Source organism: Dyadobacter sp. CECT 9275 (genome assembly GCF_907164905.1).
GTDB classification, from domain to species: Bacteria; Bacteroidota; Bacteroidia; order Cytophagales; family Spirosomataceae; genus Dyadobacter; species Dyadobacter helix.
This window is the reverse complement of sequence record NZ_CAJRAF010000004.1, coordinates 354,843-370,363: the sequence shown is the minus strand read 5'-3', so window position 1 is coordinate 370,363 and position 15,521 is coordinate 354,843. Positions and strand designations below refer to the sequence as shown.

General features: G+C 47.5%; 9 protein-coding genes. 6 read left to right on the top strand and 3 right to left on the bottom strand.

Annotated elements, in window-relative coordinates:
* Positions 1-15: 15 nt before the first annotated feature.
* Complete coding sequence (locus tag KOE27_RS27305) at positions 16-1,059, bottom strand: LacI family DNA-binding transcriptional regulator (protein WP_215242025.1); 1,044 nt, start codon at positions 1,057-1,059, stop codon at positions 16-18.
* 448 nt (positions 1,060-1,507) lie between these two features.
* Here KOE27_RS27305 and KOE27_RS29930 point away from each other — a divergent pair, with 448 nt between their 5' ends.
* A complete protein-coding gene (locus KOE27_RS29930; RefSeq protein ID WP_255573987.1) occupies positions 1,508-1,954 on the top strand; it encodes a sodium:solute symporter family transporter in 447 nt (148 codons plus the stop codon).
* Positions 1,951-3,078 (top strand): sodium:solute symporter family transporter, encoded by a 1,128-nt coding sequence (locus KOE27_RS27300; RefSeq protein ID WP_255573986.1) that lies wholly within the window; start codon positions 1,951-1,953, stop codon positions 3,076-3,078. Before KOE27_RS29930 ends, KOE27_RS27300 begins: the two co-directional genes overlap by 4 nt.
* 94 nt (positions 3,079-3,172) lie before the next feature.
* On the opposite strand, the gene KOE27_RS27295 is transcribed toward KOE27_RS27300, so the two are convergent.
* On the bottom strand, positions 3,173-6,259 hold the full coding sequence (locus KOE27_RS27295; RefSeq protein WP_215242024.1) for a PVC-type heme-binding CxxCH protein: 3,087 nt from the start codon (positions 6,257-6,259) through the stop codon (positions 3,173-3,175).
* Between the two features lie 316 nt (positions 6,260-6,575).
* Complete coding sequence (locus KOE27_RS27290) at positions 6,576-7,739, bottom strand: DUF1624 domain-containing protein (RefSeq protein ID WP_215242023.1); 1,164 nt, start codon at positions 7,737-7,739, stop codon at positions 6,576-6,578.
* A gap of 676 nt (positions 7,740-8,415) precedes the next feature.
* Here KOE27_RS27290 and KOE27_RS27285 point away from each other — a divergent pair.
* The 4 genes from KOE27_RS27285 (at position 8,416) to KOE27_RS27270 (ending at position 15,477) form a co-directional block, all read left to right on the top strand.
* Positions 8,416-9,036, top strand: coding sequence for an RNA polymerase sigma factor (locus KOE27_RS27285; protein WP_215242022.1), 621 nt, complete (start codon positions 8,416-8,418; stop codon positions 9,034-9,036).
* Positions 9,037-9,121: 85 nt separating this feature from the next.
* Positions 9,122-10,207, top strand: coding sequence for a FecR family protein (locus KOE27_RS27280; protein WP_215242021.1), 1,086 nt, complete (start codon positions 9,122-9,124; stop codon positions 10,205-10,207).
* A 198-nt stretch (positions 10,208-10,405) separates the two neighbouring features.
* A complete protein-coding gene (locus tag KOE27_RS27275; RefSeq protein WP_215242020.1) occupies positions 10,406-13,798 on the top strand; it encodes a SusC/RagA family TonB-linked outer membrane protein in 3,393 nt (1,130 codons plus the stop codon).
* Between the two features lie 41 nt (positions 13,799-13,839).
* On the top strand, positions 13,840-15,477 hold the full coding sequence (locus KOE27_RS27270) for a RagB/SusD family nutrient uptake outer membrane protein (RefSeq protein WP_215242019.1): 1,638 nt from the start codon (positions 13,840-13,842) through the stop codon (positions 15,475-15,477).
* The last annotated feature ends 44 nt before the right edge of the window (positions 15,478-15,521 follow it).

Sequence of the window (15,521 nt, the reverse complement as noted above, 5' to 3'; positions counted from 1 at the left end):
ATAAAAAAATAGTTGTCAGATAGTGCTTTTCATTTTTCCGGATTTATGACCACAGGACGTTCTGACCATCAGTTCGGTTTTAAGGACGATGCTGACATAGGGGCGGGCAGGTTCCATGATGCGCTGGTATAGCAGATCTATCGTAATTCTTCCGATTTCAAAGCCCGACTGCCGCACGGCTGTCAGGGGTGGGTTCAGCGACGTGGACCAGTACATATCATCAAATCCCAGGATGGCTATTTCTTCGGGTATCTTCAGCCCTCTGGAATGAATGGTTTCCAATGCCCCTAGGGTAAGCAGGTTATTGGATGTAAAAATAGCCGTCGGCGGATGCGGTAGGTCCAGCAGCTGTGCGGTCAGTTCCACACCACTTGTATGGTCCGAATTCCTTCCCACAATGATCTCCCTGTCTATCGCTATCCCGTTTTTGGTCAGGGCAGCTTCATATCCTGATACGCGCTCTAGTGTGGTGGGAATCTGCATATTACCAGATATAAAACCGATGCGCCTGTGTCCAACTTTCACCAGATGTTCCACTGCGTCGAAAGCACCCTGGTAATTATCAACCTTCACCACGTCCAGATCCATATTGGAAAGCCCCCTGTCAATACAGACCACGGCATACCCTTCTTCTACCAGCTCTTTTACGTAGTCGTTCATTCCCGGGAATGGTGCCACAATAAATGCATCCACTGATTCGGACTTGAGTATATCAATGTAAAATTTCTGCCTCTCTTCGTTTTGGGAGAAGTTCCCGATCACGATAGCGAAATTTCTTGCATAGGCATACTGCTCAATACCCCGAATGACGTCCACATAAAACGGATTCTGGATATCGGGTATCAGCAAGCCAATGAGCTTACTGGCACCGTTGGTCGTCCTCAGCCGCTGTGCTACACGGTTGGGCCGGTAGCCAAGCTGCTTGATCACTTTTTGTACGCGCAATTCTGTTTCCCCCTTTACAACAGTTTTCGAATTGATCACTCTCGACACGGTAGCAGTGGAGACCCCGGCTTTATCCGCGACTTCCTTTAAACTGACTCCTTTGGGAATGGCCATACACGTAAATGTATTGTAAACGATTGCAGCAATATTAGGTCAATTTGTGCGAATAAAAAATTAAATCGCATTTTTTCTGCTATTTATACTACTATTTTAAGCCTTGACGGGCTTCGCATGATGGTATTCATGTCTGGTATCGAAATGTTATACATGCATACGCTTCTGTTTGTACCAGCTTCGATATGACGTAATTTGTTTTTAACTGTTTTATAATCAATATTTTAATACTTTTTTGGCTGCTGATATTCCTTTATATATTATCCTGAACCTGGAAATATCATATTTTTTTATCATTTAATATTAAAAGCTAGGATTAATATGTAAACGTTTACATATTTGCATGGCGGAATAAAGGCAGCGTAGCCACTAGCTACCTGGCCCTGCTCCGCGACTTTTCCTAAACCACTTAAAGTTTACTTCCTAAACCCTTAATCCTTTTTTATTAATGAGTTCAGTTCTGCATGTCGTAGATTATCTGATCATTCTGGTATTTTTAACGGGAAGTCTGGTATTTGGCCTTGTGTTTGCCAAAAGCCAGAAAACCACCCAGAATTATTTTCTCGCCAAAGGAAAGATACCTTCCTGGGCACTGGGGATTTCGCTGCTGGCCACCCTCATCAGCAGTGTAACGTTTCTGGCTTATCCGGGCACGGGGTACTCGTCCAACTGGATCTTGCTGGTGCAGGGGCTGATGGTACCCATCGTATTACTAGTGGTGATCTGGTTTATCGTTCCGCTTTTCAGAAAGGTCATTAACCTGAGTACCTATGAGTATTTTGAAAGACGGTTCGGTTCATTTGCGAGGTATTACAGTTCACTGGCGTTTGTACTGAGGCAGTTCTCGGGCATGGGGACTGTTTTTTTCTACTGGCCGTTTCACTGGAAAAAATGACCAATATTAATACAGTCACCATCATTCTTGTGGTTGGTTTCATCATCATCCTGATTAACCTGCTCGGGGGAATCGAAGCGGTGATCTGGCTGGATGTTTTCCAGGGATTTATGCTTTTTGCAAGCGGGATCATTTGCATCAGCGTATTACTATTTTCGGTAGAGGGTGGTCCGATGGAGGTGTGGAAAGTAGCTTCGGAGAACGGGCGTACTGGTTTCGGGCCTTATGAGTGGGATCTTACCAAACTTACGTTTATGGTAATGGCCATCAACGGGGCATTTTATGCCATACAAAAATACGCTACAGATCAAACCGTCGTGCAGCGGTATCTGACCGCCAAAACGGACCGGTCGGCCATTCACGCCTCTTTGTTGGGTATCCTGTTAACTGTCCCTGTCTGGACGTTGTTTATGTTGATAGGTACAGCGCTTTTTGTTTTTTACAAGCAGCATCCGCTTCCTGACGGACTGCGGGCGGATGCCGTTTTTCCCTATTTTATTATGACACAACTGCCAACAGGCGTAGTGGGCTTGATCTTGTCTGCCATGATTTCCGCAGCGATATGCAGCCTCAGTGCCGACCTGAATTCCCTTGCTGCGGTGGGGGTGGAGGATTATTTCAAAAAGCTGCGTCCCGGGCAAACAGACAGACAGTACCTGCTTGCCTCCAAAATCATTGTCGTTATCTCAGGGCTGATTGCCATTTGTATTGCGATGTTATACCTCGATGCAGGTGACGAAGGGGTACTGGGCATTGTTTTTACTTTATACGCCATTTTTTCGGGAGGTATTGTGGGGATATTCCTGCTGGGGCTGCTGAGTGCGCGGGCGAACAATCAGGGTATCACCATCGCGATCCTGGTGTGTATTCTTTTTACGGCCTATGCCGTGCTGACATCCACTCCATTTAATATTTCTGGACAAGAACGGCTGCTGGTGGATATGGGTGCTCTGAATTTTACCCATCACAAACTTATGCTGGGCGTATACAGCCACCTGATCGTCGTTGTAGTGGGATACCTGGCCAGCCTTTTTTTTCCCAAGCCGGTTGTAGACAAAAGGCTGCTTTACAGCGGCTGGCTTGAACGGAGAAGAGAAGAGCGGTTAAGCAATCAAAATTTGTAGCGTGAGGGCGGAGCTTTTCCGCCGTCGCACCAATTGGCAGAGCATCCAAAATACCTGGTCAAGGTAGCCAGGGAGTGAATCCGGCCATAGAGATTCACTCCTTTTTTTGCTGTGTAATAAAGGTGAACAGATCTCTTAGTTGCTGATCGGAAATACCTTCCAGCAATCTTTCGGGCATAACCGAAGTTTTTTGAGGCGTCATTTCCTTAATCTGTTCAACTCCAATGGATAACGGGTCTTCTCCAAAAGGCTTGATCGTGACGGAACGGTTGTTCTGGCTGAGGATATTCCCGGTAATGGTCCTGCCGTCCGTAGTGACGAGGTGGTAATTCACATAACCCTCCCGAATGAAAGCGTTGGGATCGGCAATATTCAGCAAGAGTTCTTTGATGTTACCGCGGTCATAGCCGGTCAGGTCAGGACCGATATTACCTCCTTCGTTATAGAGCTTGTGACAACTGCTGCACAGATTTGTGAAAACTACCTTTCCATGCGCTACCGTTCCAGTACCCGATTGGAGTGCTTTTTCCGCTTTGACAATCTGTTCATTGATTTCTGCCGACGACGATAATTTTACCTGTGGCCACAGCTTTTCGACATCCGCCTGAATTCCTTTTTCATTCAGCAGCAGCAACCTGCGAACGATCTGATCGGGAACATCTTCCTTGTGAATTTTCTTGGTCGCCACAATGTCATTCATCATCTGATGTGCCCAGGAAGGTCTGCTGGCAAATAAAGAAAGGGCTGCAAGACGCACGTCCGGATCAGCCCGGAGCTGATCGGGGTAGGCACTGGCTATTTTTACGCCTATCCCGGGCTGGTCGTAACGCTGAAGCGATTGCAAAGCCGCCTGCTGAATGGCCCCTGTGGATTTACCGGAAAGAACTACCGATAAAAAGACTGGCACAGCACCGGGCTGGTTGAGCTCACCCATGAGACGGATGTAGGTCAAACGGGCAGACAGACTTTCGGCAGGGTTTGCAATGATTTTCAGGGCTTGGTCCACTGCCTCTTGTTTTCCCTGACGTACTTCAAACGCGAGAGATCCCCCGCTGGATTCTGCCAGATAGGGCTGCAGGGTGCGAACCAGGTCGGCTGGGAGGTCGGTTATCTTTCTGCCCCGTAATCCTTCTTCCAGGCCGGTAAGTAGCAGACCGGCGTGCTCTTTGGAAGGTGCCATTTCCAGCAAACGGGTGCAGGCAGCGAAATCAGCCGGTTCGCCCGCCATTACATACCGTTGCATGATCCGTTTTAACAAAGCCTCTTTCACAGTTTTTTGATCCCATACTTTTTGATCCTTAAAAAAATCAAGTATCAGCTGGTGGTCCGTTGCGGCCTTGGATTCTATGGCCCACCATAGCAAAAGGGGCATGTCAGGATCGGCCGCGTCGTCATGGTAGATGACCAGGTTTTTAACAATGGGAAGCGCATCCTGTGCCGGAAGCCGTTTAGCAGTACAGGCAAGCTGGCTGCGCACCTCCGGATGCGATTCCGAAGTAGCAAGCTGGCGCAGCCCTTCAGATACGGCTGGAGATACCTTTTTTTGATCACCGGATAGTTTAACGGCCCAGAGGCGGACAAACGGATCTTTGTGTTTCAGTGTTGAGAGCAGGAGGTTGTCTGTAAGGCCGCCGCTCAAATGGATTGCCCACAGCGCCTCAAGGGCTGTCTGGGCCTCACCTGACTGAAGTAAAGGCAGTAATCTGGAAACAACAGAGCGGTCCTTGCGGTCGGCAAACTGCCTGAGTGCCTGCTGGCGGTACCATTTGTTGGAATGGGACAATAGTTTGATCAGTTCATCATTTGAATATTTTGACAGATCAAATCCCGGGGTAACAGCAGGTTTGTTCCCGGACCGGATTTTATAGATCCGGCCGGACATCTTATCCCAGGTGTCTCTGGGGTCTACATGGGAGAGGCGGCTGTCATACCAGTCGGAAATATAAACTGCACCATCCGGGCCAGCTTTGATAGCCACCGGGCGGAACCATTTATCCTCGGTTTCCAGGATTTTCTCCCGGTCAATATTTGCAAAGGTGGAACCTGTCGGTACAAAATCTACCATCTGCACATATCTCAAAAGCGGATTGATGGCGATCATTTTTTCTTGATACCGGGTCGGCAGGGCACCTCCTTCATATTTGATAAGGGCATGGGTAAACCTTTTGGGTTCGCCCGTCAGGGCCATGTTTTCGAGGTTCCCGAAAACATAAGGGTTGGTATGAGGGCCGTGTTTGCCAAGGCTTTTGGGATAATAAGCGCCTTGTTTAAAGTTGGGCCCCCTGTCATCGTTGTTGTTGCCTGAATAGACGCGTCCCTTGCTGTCCATTTCTATATTGAAGGTATTTCCTCCTCCTTCTGCATATATTTCAAATATCTGGCTTTCAGGGTGATATCTCCATATTGCCTGCCCCTTAAAGGCTACATTTTTAGAAACTGACGAATTAATGTTCGCCAGCGCGGTACTTCCCTGCCCGCCATAAAGCCAGCCGTCGGGCCCCCAGCAAAGGCTGTTGGCCACGGCGTGCGTATCCTGAAGGCCAAATCCTTCCAGGTGAACACTGGGTTTGCCGTTGGGAAGGCCGTCACCGTCAGGGTCAGGATAGGCCAGCAGATAGGGCGGACTCAGTACCCATATCTTCCCACGGCCCAGGGCGACACTTGTGGTGATATTCAGGCCCGTTATTACGTCTGTTGATTTATCAAAACGCCCGTCTCCATCGGTATCTTCAAACATCGTGATTTTATCGGCTCCTTTAGCTCCATCCGGTGGCGGCAGGGGTACTTTGTCGAAATTGAACCGCAGGTGATTATCCACCCCGGTAACCTTCACCCCCTTTGGAAAGGGATACTGGTTATACTGCACCACCCATAACCTTCCCCGGTGGTCAAAACTGATATCAACGGGCTGGGTGATCTGTGGTTCGGACAGGACAAGTTCCAGACTGAGGTCATCAGGATAGCGGAATTTTGTAACAGACTGTGTTGCGGGGGTAGGAGAAGAGCCATCCGTCAGTGCACCTCTGCCCTGAAATGATTTCAGGTAACCGGCTACCTCCTCATTGGCTGCCAGATCTTCCAGCGATGTTTTATTGTTTTTCGGGCTTTCCGGTTTCAGGCAGCCATACATTCCTGCACAGAGAAGAAGCGAAAGGGACAGATATTGATACGTTTTTTTCACTTAGTGGTTGTTGTTTACATCAGTATACCCTATGTACTTATCATTTTAATCATCAGTCTTTTCTGCCTATACCTGACTTCTATCTCACGCTGTTTGGTGGTATATGCTGGCCTCGGCTATGGAAGGTAGAATGGAAATTTTCATCTTGTTCGAGAGTATATGCATATCTTTCATAAAGTAAGTTTTATCAACCATTTAACCACAATTTATGAGATTTGTTGGTGTCTTTTCCGCTATCTGGTATACATGGCTGATTAGCGGGTGGCAATTAGCTACCAGCTAAACGGAATGGCTTTAAGATAAAACGAAGGGTTTCTCAGAGGTAACTCAGCCACCACTTTTCCCTGTGCGATTGCTTGTAACGATCAAATTTTTTACAGACAGGATAGAGCGCCAGGATGATTCCGATCCAGATCAGGTAAACGACTCCGAGATTAAACCCAAAAGTTTTCAGGTCAACGTCGAATGTGGTTTGGACCATCAGATCCCAGCCATGGCCGGTAAGTCCTGCCACCACCATAGAAAGCAACCGAATGGTATAAAGGTGCAGGATATAGTAAAAGAAAGGTACCCGGCCAAACACAATGAAGAAATCAACGGCCTTTCCGCTCCATTTTTCGGAATTGGCCATAAACAGAAACGCACAGGATAGCGTAACAAGCAGATATAAAAGTGACGGAGGGTACTTGGTAACATTGAAAAACGACATGAGCGTCTGGCCTGTGGTTTCAAACCGGACCCAGGGTGCCGGGTCGCCATACGAATTGGCCCATCGGATGAAAACAAACAGGGTGACCGCCGCAAGTCCCAGGCTGCTGAACAGCTTTTTTCTGGAGTCGCTTTGTATATCCTGATCATAAAGGCGACCAAAACAGTAACCCAGTGCCATCACTGCGATCCAGGGTAGGATAGGGTATACTACGTTGATGGTGCGGGTATCTGAGATTTGAAAGGAGGAAAATTCGTGCAGTATGCTCCACCCCAGGCTCCTCTCAAAGTGGACGTTGTCCAGCAGGTTATGCCCAAAGATCAAAACACAGGAAATAAGTAAAATGACGTTTCTGGGAAGGTAAACAAAACCCGCCAGGAATAACATGCTGATGCCTAAAACCCAGATCACTGCCAGGTCGATGTTGTTGTACCATACGTTCAGATACCAGGCATAGTTGATGATGGTCAGTTCCATCAAAACAAGCCAGAGCCCGCGTTTTACAAGAAAGCCGGAAAGCTCAGCTTTGGTTTTTCTTTTGCCCGACAGGTAGGCCGATATCCCCGCCAGAAAACTGAAGGTGGGTGCACAGAGATGAGTAACCCAGCGCGTAAGATATACTGCCCAGGTGGCATGTGCAGGGTCGGTAACACCTGAAAGGGTACTGGATTGGTAAAAGTAATCGCGGGTATGGTCAAGCGCCATCATCACCATTACGATACCCTTTAACAAATCAATAGAAGTAACGCGGCTTTTGATGAGCGTGGCCATGGGGATGAGGGGGGACAGGTTTTACTGTGTTAAAGAAACAGTAAATAAAAAACTACCGCATGAATGGCCAGTCAGTGGATAATATCAAATGATGGAATGTAAACTGACATTTACGGTTCATCATATTTGGGGTATACGCTTGGCCGGTCTTGAGACCGGAGACGCTTTGACGTAGTCTGGAGACTACGCCAAACGGGGCAGGCCCCACTTAGATAAACTCGAGGCGATGGAGGGCCAAAAAACCCACAGTGACTCGAATTAGCCAAAAAACTGGTATTGTTCCTGCTCGCCTGCGTTGTTACCGGATTATTCCTGTCAATCTCCAGCTCAAAAGGATAGTAATCACTTTTCTGGAAGATGGCGCCGTTTTCATCAAATACCAAAGAGGTAATAGTCAAATCCTATCGTATCGGCACTTGGTAGCAGTTGCCCTTCACTGGTTGCCACCCTAGCCTGTTTTGTACCCTGTTTTTTCAGTGGATTATTATTATTTTAAATTTTTGAAAAAAATAGGATTAAAATTTCGGTTTTTTACCATTAGTCAAAGAAAGGGGTCAGCACGAAGGGGTATCGGGGGGAAATTCTTTGGTCGCCAGTCATTGTAGTCCCGGTTGCAGAGAGGGTACAACGCTTTCTGATATTAGAATCTTAACCGATTAACTGTCTTTACCAGGAAATGCCGGATTTATCAATTCCCGAATTATGGAATGCCTTTCGTAGGGGCGAACGGTTTGCTTTTCAGCAGATCTACCAGCTTTATGCCAAAGACCTGATCAGCTATGGCAGCAAGGTAACCTCAGACGTACGCCTGATTGAAGACAGTATCCATGATCTTTTCATCGAGCTGTGGCAAAGCCGAAGTAACCTGAGCGAAACCGATTCAATTAAATTCTACCTTTTTCGCTCCCTTCGCAACAAGATTAACCACGCTCAGCGGAAAGACGTTTTTTTTGGCTTTACAAATATAGACAACGTACACGCGAGGCCTGATAATTATGTAATTGAGAATGATCTCATTGAAAAGGAGAGAAAGGAGCTGTTATTGAGGCGTTTACATAAAAGTTATGGCCGATTGAGTCCCAGGCAGCAACAGGCAATTGACCTTAGGTTTCGCAATCATTTCAGCAACGAGGAGGTTGCCCGTATCATGGGTATCAATTACCAGTCGGCCTGTAAGTTTATTTATTCAGCTTTAAAAGTACTTCGTGAAACGGTGCACCTGGTGTTTGCAGTCCTTTGGATGGGCGGTTCCTCTTTGGCAGCGCAGCCCTTGGAGGTAGCCACATTGTTTACTTAAGAAAATTGCGCATTGCAGATTATGACAGGTTCTGGTATTATGTCCGGGTTCATGTCAGAGCATCCATTAAATAGTTAAAATTAGCATGGATTACTATCAATTTGAGGCTGAAGATTTGGCCGCTGATGATTATTTTAAAGAGTGGGTGTGTTCACCCGATGAAGAATCGGACGCATTCTGGAATTCTTTCCTTAGGGATTATCCCGAACGTTACTATCATATTGAGGAAGGAAGACAGCTGGTGCTGGGGCTAAGTGGCCTGGATCCTGTGCTGGTACCCTCCGAACAACTTTCCAGGATATGGTCACGGGTGGAGGCCACGGTCTCAGGCCCAAGTTTGCTGGACGGACGTGGCAGCAGAAGGATCATCTGGACGGTTGCTGCGTCCATACTCCTGGTGCTGGGGATCGGATGGACATGGTTATCCAGGGGCTTGCTGGGAGATGATGCCCCTGCCGGGGCGGTGTTATCGGATTCGGGCGCGTGGGTCGAGACCGTGAGTGGCCGAAATGATGAACATGCCTTACTGCTGCCAGACGGGAGCCGGGTACGGTTGGGTTCTGCAAGCAAGCTTCGTTACCCGAAACAATTTGACGGGGACCGGCGAGAGGTTTACCTGACCGGTGAAGCGTTTTTTGAGGTTACGAAAAATCCCAAAAGGCCTTTCCTGGTTTATGCCAATGGATTGGTGACAAAGGTGTTAGGTACCAGCTTCAGCATACAGGCCAGGGACCATGAGCCGGAGGTTACGGTTGCCGTCAAAACAGGGCGGGTATCTGTTTACTCAGCCCGGTCGCCGGAAAAGAGCAACCGGGATCCTGAAACACGTGGTATTGTACTCATGCCCAACCAAAAGGCGGTTTACCTGCGAGAAACATCCACTTTGAGTAAAACACTTGTTGAAAAACCGGAAATGCAGATTCACCAGTCGTCGGCTCAGGCTCGGTTTGTATTTGAAGATGCACCAGCCGGGCGGGTTTTTGAAGCGTTGGAAAAGCTGTATGGAGTAGAGGTTATCTTTGATGAGGAGCTCCTGCGGAATTGTACTGTTACGATTGACCTCGACGATGAAGACCTTTTTCAAAAGCTTGAAGTAATATGCAGGGTGCTTGATCTCAATTATAAACTTATTGATGCGCAGGTAATTATATATGGAAACGGATGCCAATGATAAGAATGATTTTTCACGCTGAACAGTATTATTATGACTTAATCACCTGATAAAAATTTACCTTTTCCTTAAAAGTCAGTGAATTTCTGCATCGCTGATGTAAACTCCCTCTCTGCTTTCCGTTCAGTATCGTTTCGCTGGTTTTGCCGGCGAAGAAAGTTGCTTTTTGCTTTTAAAGTCACAAAACACCTAAATTCAATGAAAAAACGACTATTTCTAAACCCCATTTTAATCCGCCTTATGACATTTTCGCTCCAGCAGGTTTTTCTGGTATTGATGCTGACAGGAGTGTCTATGGCCCGCGAAGTTTCAGCGCAGGAACTTCTTTCCCGCAGGATCACACTCAACATGGAAAACCAGGAACTGCGCAAAGTTCTCACGAGCATTGAGCGGCAGGCGCACATTAAGTTTGCTTACCGCCCGCGTACGCTCCCTTTCTCGCAAAAGGTCAGCCTGGTTGCGAGTGATGAGCCTCTTTCCACGATACTGGATAAAATGACAGTGCCGTTGCAGCTGCGATATGAAGTAATTGGTAAGCAGATTATTTTAAAGAAAAGAACGGAGGCGGTCCGAACGGAATCCCATGCTGAGGAATCTTCCCGCCACATAATTCATTCTGCCGACAGAAGCCTGACGGGGAAGGTAACGGACGAAAAGGGCGAAAATTTGCCGGGGGTGAGTGTGCTCCTGAAAGGAACGCAGCAGGGGACAACCACCAATGCGGACGGTGCATTTACACTCCACATTCCGGATGAAAATGCTGTGCTTGTGCTTTCGTTTGTGGGGTACGTTAGCAAGGAAATTGCCGTAGGTAACAGAACAAACGTCGAAGTGTCACTGGCGGTGGATGCAAAATCACTGGAAGAAGTAGTTGTAGTCGGGTATGGCGCACAACGGAAAGCAACCCTGACGGGCGCTGTGGCAGGTATTTCCAGTGAGGAGGTGAAAAAAAGTCCGGTGGTCAACCTGAGCAACGCCCTGACGGGAATGATACCGGGTGTTGTTACCACCAACCGTACAGGTGAGCCCGGCAGAGATGATTCTGCCATCCTGATCAGAGGTAAAAGCACTACTGGCAATACCAACCCACTCATTGTGGTGGATGGTATTCAGGATGCCTCAGGTTGGCAGCGTATTAATCCCAACGACATTGCTTCCATTTCGGTACTGAAGGATGCATCTGCTGCGATTTATGGTGCCAGGGCTGCGAACGGTGTAATCCTGATCACCACTAAAAGAGGGAAAGTGGGCAAGCCCGTGATAGATTATACATTCAATCAAGGTTTTGTTAATCCCACGCGTTTACCTAAAATGGCCAATTCTGCTCAATTTGCAGGGTACGTGAATGAGTTACAGGTGAAGGCCGGACAGGGCATCCGTTATACGGATGACGAGATCAGGAAGTTTGCAGACGGAAGTGACCCACTGAATTACCCAAATACTGACTGGTTCGGCGAGGTTTTAAAGAAAGTCACCACACAAAGCCGCCATAATCTCAACATACGTGGAGGGACCGATGCGCTGCGGTTTTCAGTTTCTGGGTCTTATTCCAATGAAGGAGGTATATTCAAAAATGGCAGCCTTAATTTTAAAACTTATACCATACGCTCCAATATTGACGCGAACATTACGAAGAATGTTAAAATAGGACTTGACGTAAACGGGGGGCTTGACAATGGAAATTACCCTTCTTTTAGTACTACTACTACTTTTCAGCGGCTGTGGCAGGTACCTTTTGTGCCAGTATATTATCCTAATGGCCTACCCTCCTCAGGTATCGAAAACGGAGAGAATCCGGCTGTCATGGGAACCGATGCTACGGGTAACACCAATAACAGGTCGCAGCGGTTTTTGGCAAAGGGTACTTTTGATATCAACATAGCAGCCATTAATGGCCTTGGGCTCGACGGGTACTTTGCGTACGGTAATGATGTGATTACATCCAAAAACTGGCAGACTCCCTGGACGGTCTACGACTATGATAAGGCCAATAATACATATATCCCGAAGCTCGGAGGCGGAATTCTTAAGCCTCAGCTTACACAACAGTTTACCAACGCTTACAATACTCTTGTTAATCTCCGGGTCAAATACGACAGGCAACTGGGTAACCACCATGTCAATACGTTTGTAGCCTTTGAACAGCAGGAGGGGAATAACAGTGCTTTTTCGGCGTTCAGAAGGAATTATATTTCCAATTCGATTGACGAGTTGTTTGCCGGCAGCCTGGTGGACCAGTCGACCAGCGGTACGCGCTCAGAAACCGGCAGGCGTAATTTTTTCGGCAGGGTCAATTATGGATTCAAAGACAGGTATCTTTTGGATTTCAATTTCCGGTATGACGGCTCCGCTATCTTTCCGAAAGGCAAACGGTATGGCTTTTTCCCAGGCGTATCAGTTGCATGGAGGCTTTCCCAGGAAGATTTCCTGAAAAACCGTCGGAACGTGGATGACCTGAAAATAAGAGCTTCCTACGGAAAGATGGGGAACGACGCCGTGGATGCCTTCCAGCATCTTGCGTTGTATTCACTGGGTAATCAGGGATACCATTTCGGATGGCCTTCCAGTTTTTCACAGGGGCTCACCACGGGCGTTACGCCCAATCCCAACATCACCTGGGAAGTGGCTACCAGTACGAACGTGGGGGTGGACGGCAGTTTCTGGAAGGGATTGTTGGGTTTCTCTGTGGATTTTTTCAAACAGCGCCGTTCCAATATCCTTGCTACCCGCTCGCTGGCGGTGCCAGTTTATACAGGGCTTAAACTTCCTAACGAAAACATAGGTGTGGTAGAAAACCAGGGAATTGATCTGCAGCTGACAACAAGTAATACCGTCGGGCAGGTGCGGTATAGTATTGCGGGAAATCTGGGTTACGCCAGAAACAGGATCATAGATATCAGCGAAGCCAGTAATATACCCGAATGGCAAAAGGCGGAGGGGCATGTGATCGGAGCCACGCGATATTACCATGCACTGGGTATCTTCAGAACCCAGGAACAGGTCGACAATAACCCCAGGTTTGCGGGAACAAAGGTGGGGGACCTGCAATATCAGGACGTGAACGGAGATAAGGTGATCGATGCGGCAGACATGATCAGGATGGATAAAACCAATATTCCGGAGCTTACCTTCGGGCTTAACGCTTCGGTGGAATACAAAAACTTTTCTCTCTGGGCCAATTTTGCGGGCCAGAGCAGGTCATGGCAGTACTACCATCAGAACGCGCGGATTGCGATGAATGCACTAGAGGAGTTTATCGTTAACCGTTATACGCCGGGTAGTATGGATTCCAAATATCCGACGCTTCCCACCATAGAGGCCGGTGCCGGAGGTGAGGTGAACGGACAGTTATCCGATTTCTGGCTAATGAATACCTCGTTTGTCCGGCTTAAAACCCTGGAGCTGGGTTACTCAATTCCTGCCGAACTCCTGGCAAAGCTCAGGATCAATTCAGTACGGCTTTTCGTTAACGGCAATAATTTGTTCACGATAGATAAATTGAAAATATACGATCCGGAAAACAGCAACCAGACCGGTGGATATTACCCTCAGAGCAAAATTTTTAATGCCGGATTTAACCTAACCTTTTGAAATGACAACTCATGGACCAAATTCTTAACAATAGAAACAAAATGAAAAGGTTTATATCAATTTTAAGGCTATTTTTCCTCGTTGTTTGTTTGCAGCTGTGGGCATGTAATGATGCTCTTGACAAGACCCCCCTCGACCGTTTTTCGGATGACGCGGTATGGGTGGACAAGGACCTGATCAACGCATTTGTAAGCAATACGTACAGATTAATGCCTATCGGTTTTTCCGCGTCGTCACATCAGCGGCTTGCAGGCGTTTCGGACGAGTCTTACCAGCGGGGGGATGGAGGAAACTTCATTAATCTTGGCAACATAACGCCGTCGTCACTGGGGGTGCTGGATTCATGGACCGGTGCAACAGGCTTTAATTACTGGTCGGTGATTACGAATTGCAATATCTTTTTTGCCCGTATTGATCAGGCTCCGGTCGATGCGGCGATCAAGTCAAGGATGGTAGGGGAGATGAAGTTTTTGCGAGCCCACGCCTACTTTAAGCTGGTTGCCTTTTTTGGAGGAGTACCACTAATCACACAATCATTTGCATTGACTGACGATTTCAATGTACCCCGTAATACCTACGACGAGTGTATGGCCTTTGTGGTGAAGGAACTGGATGAATCTGCTGGTCTGCTGCCACTTAAATATGACGCAGCCAATATGGGCAGAATTACTAAAGGTGCAGCGCTGGCCATCAAAGCAAGAGCCCTTTTGTACATGGCCAGCCCACTCAATAACCCTGCAAATGACACTAAAAAATGGCAGGATGCGGCAAATGCGGCAAAGGCCGTGATTGATTTAAATCAGTATAGTTTATTTCCTGACTATAAAGAGCTGTTCCTGAAGAAGAACTCCTATAACCAGGAGGTGATCTGGTCCCGGGGATTCGACTATTCGGTAGATCCGCAAGCCGTGCGCGTTGAGCTTAGCCAGTATCCTAATGGATACGGTGGCTTCGGGCAGACGCACCCCTTGCACAACATCGTGAACGACTACGAACTTACCAGCGGTAAGCTTCCCAAGGACGACCCTGCCTATGATCCGCAGAAACCGTACATTAACCGTGATCCCCGATTTTACGCCAGTATCCTCTACGACGGAGCTCCGTTTCAGGGCAGGCCGGTGGAGACCTTCCTTCCAGGCGGTAAGGATAGCAATGAGGGGGCCCTGTCTGGCTGGAATGCAACACTGACGGGATACTACCTGCGAAAATTCATGGATGAAACCATTATCAATCCCAGTGATGTCAATCAGGGTAACTCGCCCTGGATATTTATAAGGTATGCCGAGGTATTGCTGAATTATGCCGAGGCAATGTACCATCTTGGAAATGAAGCGGTAAGTCGCGAATACGTCAATATGATCCGCAAAAGGGAAAGCGTGAAAATGCCTCCGGTTACTGAAAGTGGAAACGAATTACTACTCAGAATTCAGAACGAGCGTCGTATAGAACTGGCGTTTGAAGAGCATCGGTGGTTTGATGTAAGGCGCTGGAAAATTGCACCGGTAAAACTGAATGAAGATGCCATGAAAATGACTATCATCAGAGCTGCTGATGGTTCTAAAACCTATACCACTTCCGTATTTAACATCAGAAATTTCTATGATAAGAATTACCTGGTACCCATACCGCAATCGGAAATTGACAAAAATCCTTTGCTAAAACAAAACCCTGGTTATTGATAAACAGCTCAATTTAACCGAAGTTTGGGGCTGCCTGAAAACAT